The organism is Intrasporangium chromatireducens Q5-1 (assembly GCF_000576575.1).
GTDB lineage: Bacteria > Actinomycetota > Actinomycetes > Actinomycetales > Dermatophilaceae > Intrasporangium_A > Intrasporangium_A chromatireducens.
This window is the reverse complement of record NZ_AWQS01000292.1, coordinates 1-4,121: the sequence shown is the minus strand read 5'-3', so window position 1 is coordinate 4,121 and position 4,121 is coordinate 1. Positions and strand designations below refer to the sequence as shown.

Annotated in this window: 4 protein-coding genes; 1 reads left to right on the top strand and 3 read right to left on the bottom strand. The window is 73.5% G+C overall.

Annotated features, from left to right (window positions below; translation table 11 throughout):
- From N864_RS19790 to N864_RS26145, 3 genes are all read right to left on the bottom strand, one after another.
- A partial coding sequence (locus tag N864_RS19790) for a glycosyltransferase family 2 protein (RefSeq protein WP_240474421.1) occupies positions 1-865 on the bottom strand: 865 nt, incomplete at its 3' end.
- Between the two features lie 4 nt (positions 866-869).
- Positions 870-2,516, bottom strand: a complete 1,647-nt coding sequence (locus N864_RS19785; protein WP_240474420.1) for a carbamoyltransferase family protein — start codon at positions 2,514-2,516, stop codon at positions 870-872.
- Positions 2,517-2,638: 122 nt separating this feature from the next.
- Positions 2,639-2,806 (bottom strand): hypothetical protein, encoded by a 168-nt coding sequence (locus tag N864_RS26145; RefSeq protein ID WP_240474422.1) that lies wholly within the window; start codon positions 2,804-2,806, stop codon positions 2,639-2,641.
- On the opposite strand from N864_RS26145, the gene N864_RS19780 reads away from it, so the two are divergent.
- Positions 2,769-4,091, top strand: coding sequence for an aldehyde dehydrogenase family protein (locus N864_RS19780; RefSeq protein ID WP_051518838.1), 1,323 nt, complete (start codon positions 2,769-2,771; stop codon positions 4,089-4,091). The genes N864_RS26145 and N864_RS19780 overlap by 38 nt on opposite strands.
- Positions 4,092-4,121: the final 30 nt, after the last annotated feature.

The following is a 4,121-nucleotide window of genomic DNA, read 5'->3' as shown; positions in this document are numbered from 1 at the left end:
GGCCACCAACCGACGCTCGTGGCCGTCGCGCCAGCAGCAGGGCCGCAGTGCCGGCGCCCAGGGCTGTGAGGGCCGCTGCGACGGTGGCCGCGTGCCAGCGGAACCGGCCACGTCCCGCCTGGGCAGCCGTGCGCCATTCGGGTCCGTGCAGGCGCCTCATCAGCGCATCGTCGGCGTTGCCGCGCTGGACCCGCAGGCTCGTGCCGCGCGTCGCAGGCCGGACGGGATGGGTGACCCGCCGCTGGCCGCGGACCAGCTCCCACCCGGCGCGACGCAGCCGCAGGGCCAGGTCGGCATCCTCACGGTAGGCACGGGGAAAGCGCTCGTCGAAGCCGTCGACGGCCAGCAGTGCCGCACGGCGGAATGCCATGTCGGCGGTGATCCAGTGCGAGTGCTCGAGGGCAGCGGTCGACCGCTCCCAGTCGGTCGGTGCCCGGTCGGCGGGCAGCGGCACGGTGAGCCTCGCCTGGGACGCCGCGACGGTGCCGGACAGGCCGGCGAGGTCGTCCCGCAGCTGCTTCGCCCACTCCGGGCCGACCCGGACGTCGTCGTCGAGGAAGGCGACCCACTGCGCAGTGACAAGGTCCGCCCCGAGGTTGCGGGCGGCGGCCGGCCCACGGCCGAGACCGGCGGCGACACGCACGGGCGCCCAGCGCCGGACCGACTCACCCGGCTCGATGGGGGGCGTCGGGTCGCGGCGGTCGTCGACGATGACGACCTCACGCGGGCGGGGACCGGTCTGGGCGGCGAGGTCGCCGAGCAGCTCGTGCAGCGAGGGCCGCCCGACCGTCGGGATCACGATCGCGTAGTCGAGGGAGCCGCCCGCCGGAGAACCCGGTGGCACGTGGGTCTCGTGCGTCGCCACGGTGTCAGGCCCCTTCCGTGAACGCGGCGCGTCGGACCAGGTGGGGGCCGAGGACGAGCGCGTCGACGGGGCTCGACCCGAACAGCTCCAGGGCCTCGCGCGGGGTGTCGACCATCGGCCGGCCGGCCGTGTTGAGGCTCGTGTTGATGACGACGGGGAGCCCGGTGCGCTGCTCGAACGCGCGCAACAGGGCCGCAATGTGCGGCGTCGTCTCGTCGTCGATGGTCTGGATGCGGGCGGTGCCGTCGACGTGGACGACGGCCGGGATCCGGTCACGCCACGCGGGGGCGACCCGGTGCACGAAGAGCATGTACGGGCTCGGCAGCGGCCCGTCGTCGAAGATCTCGGTCGCCTTCTCGGCGAGCACCATGGGGGCGACGGGCCGGAACTGTTCCCGACCCTTGACGTCGTTGAGCCGCTCGAGGTTGGCTGCCCGGCCCGGGTGGGCCAGCAGGGACCGGTGGCCGAGCGCGCGCGGACCGAACTCGGACCGGCCGTCGAACCACGCGATGACACCGTCGGCCGCCAGGATGTCGGCCACCTCTCCGGCCAGGTCGCGCGGCGTCGTGAACGAGACGGCGGCGCGGCGCAGCGCCGCGGCCAGCTCGTCGTCAGACCAGCCGCGGCCCAGCGCAGCCGTCGTGAACGGTTCAGGCAGCTGGCCGCCCTCGCTCGCCAGCTGGAGCGCCGCACCGAGGGCGGTGCCCGCGTCACCGGAGGCGGGCTGGACCCAGACCCTCTCGAAGGGCGTCTCGCGCCAGATCCGGCTGTTCGCGACACAGTTCAGCGCCACCCCGCCGGCCAGCGCGAGGGTGCGGTCACCGGTCTGCTCGTGGAGCCAGCGGGCCAGCTCGACGAGGACCTCCTCGAGGCGGGTCTGCACGGTGCAGGCGAGGTCGGCGTACGCCTGCGGCCACGACGTCTCGCCCGGAGCACGTCGCGGTGCCCACTGCGACCAGTCCGGGATGGTCGCGACGAAGCCCCCGTCCCCGGTCGTGCGGACGAGCTCCCGGAACTGGTCCAGGTGCGCCGGCTTGCCGTAGGAGGCGAGCGCCATCACCTTGAACTCGTCGCTGGACCGCAGGAAGCCCAGGTGCTCGGTCAGCGACTCGTAGAGCAGACCCAGTGACTCGGGCAGCCCCTGGGCCGCGAGAACCTCGAGCGTGCCGTGGTGGTAGCGCCCCGCGAGGTGGGAGGCCTGCTCACCTCGGCCGTCGAGGACCAGGACGCTGCACGGCCGCCCATCGGCGGCAACCGGTGCGGCGAGCGCCGCGGACGCGGCGTGGGCCACGTGGTGGGGAACGAACCGGACCTGCTCGCGGTCGAGACCCGGCAGCGCCGTGGCGATGAACTCGGGCGCGCGCTCCGCATAGAGGCGGCGCAGCTGGTCCCACGGGTCGTCGAGACCCATGTCCTCAGCAGGCTTGGCCAGTGCCGGGTCGAACGAGTATGCGACGGCGTCAAGTTCCTCCGGGCGCAGCCCGGCCTCCTCGAGACACCACGCCATGGCCTGCTCCGGCAGCTCCCACGCGGCGAAGGGGACCGGGCGCTTGCCGTGCTTGCGCCGGCTGAACCGCTCCTCCTCCGCGGCCGCGACGATCCGGCCGTCGACCACGAGGGCGGCGGACGGGTCGTGGAACAGTGCGTTCACTCCGAGGATCTGCACAGAGAACTGGCTACCCCGAAGAACCGCTTCTAACCCCACTTCGAACCAGAAGCGTTTCCGTGCGGGGTGATCGGGAAAGCACCCCACATGGCCATCGATCCATCCCTTCACACCCCTGCGACGGACCACGCGACCATCTCCGCGGCTGCCACGACGACCACGTCTGCGAGCGGTTCGGCGAGCACGGCCACGGCCGGCGGTGCGCACCAAGAGACGGCTGCGCCGTCGACACTCAGGATCGACCCGTCGAGCAGCGCCGCGGTCGAACGGGCCATCGCCGCAGCGCATGGAGCGCGCCGCGAGTGGGCTCGCCTGTCAGCGGGTGAACGGGCCAGCAACCTCAAGAGGGCTGCGGACGTCGCGCGCGAACAGGCCCGTGATCTGGGAGCATTGCTCTGCGCGACGACGGGCCGCCTAGCGCGAGAAGCGGTCTCGTCGGCAACAGCGGCCGCCGACCTGCTCGACGAGGCGGCGGTCGCCGGCACCCTCGGCGCGGGCCGCTCCCTCGCCGGCTCCCCCGGTTCGTTCGACTGGGTGCGCGTGGAGCCGCGCGGCGTGGTTGCGGTGCTCACGCCCTGGAACGACCCATATCCGGCCGCGGCGGGTCTCATCGCGGCCGCCCTGATGACGGGCAACACCGTCGTGCACAAACCCTCCGAGCGGTCGAGCGAGCCCGGCCTGATGCTCGGCCGGATCATCGCCTCGTGCCTGCCCGCCGGAGTGCTCGAGCTCGTCGACGGGGACGGCACGGTGGGGGCGGCCATCGTCGCGGACCCCCGCGTCGACGTCGTCGCGCACGTCGGCAGCACGGCCACCGGGCGTGCCATCAGCCGGGCCACCGCGGCCCGGGGCGCGAAGTCGATCGTCGAGAACGGCGGCAAGGACCCCATCGTCGTCGATGCGGACGTCGACCCGGCCTGGGCCGCCGAGCAGATCGGGATCGGGTGCTTCACCAACGGTGGGCAGCTGTGCACCGCGGTCGAGCGCGTCTATCTCCACGAGGCGGTCGCCGACTCGGTCATCGCGCACCTGGTCCGACACGCCGAGGCCCTCCGCCCGGGCGACCCCGGGGACGACGCGACGACGCTGACCCCGATCGTCGACGAGCGCCAGCTCGCGGTCATCGACGAGCACGTCCGCTCAGCAGTGGCCGCCGGGGCTCGCTGCCTCACCGGCGGCGCCCGCCTCGACCGGCCCGGGCCCTGGTACGCACCCACCGTGCTGACCGACTGCACCGCCGACATGCAGGTGATGCGCGAGGAGACCTTCGGCCCCGTCGCCCCTATCACCGTCGTCCCGTCGTTCGGGGCCGGGCTCGACCTTGCCTGCGAGTCGGACTACGGCCTGGCCGCGACCGTGCTGACCCGCGACCAGCGGCACGCCACCGAGGCGATCGAGCGCCTCGACGTCGGCACGGTCAAGGTCAACGCCGTCTTCGGTGGCGCACCCGGCGGTTCGGCCGACCCCCGGCGTGGCAGCGGCCACGGGCGCGGTTACGGCCCAGACCTTTTCGGGGAGTTCGTCGCGCTGAAGGCGGTCCACCTCGAGCCCGCCCCCTGACCGTCGAGTGAGCGCGAACTCCGGAGTTCG

What these genes read in the sequence shown, in the direction of transcription:
- N864_RS26145 (WP_240474422.1), bottom strand. Translation starts at nt 2,806, where the DNA reads ATGGCCCGTTCGACCGCGGCGCTGCTCGACGGGTCGATCCTGAGTGTC.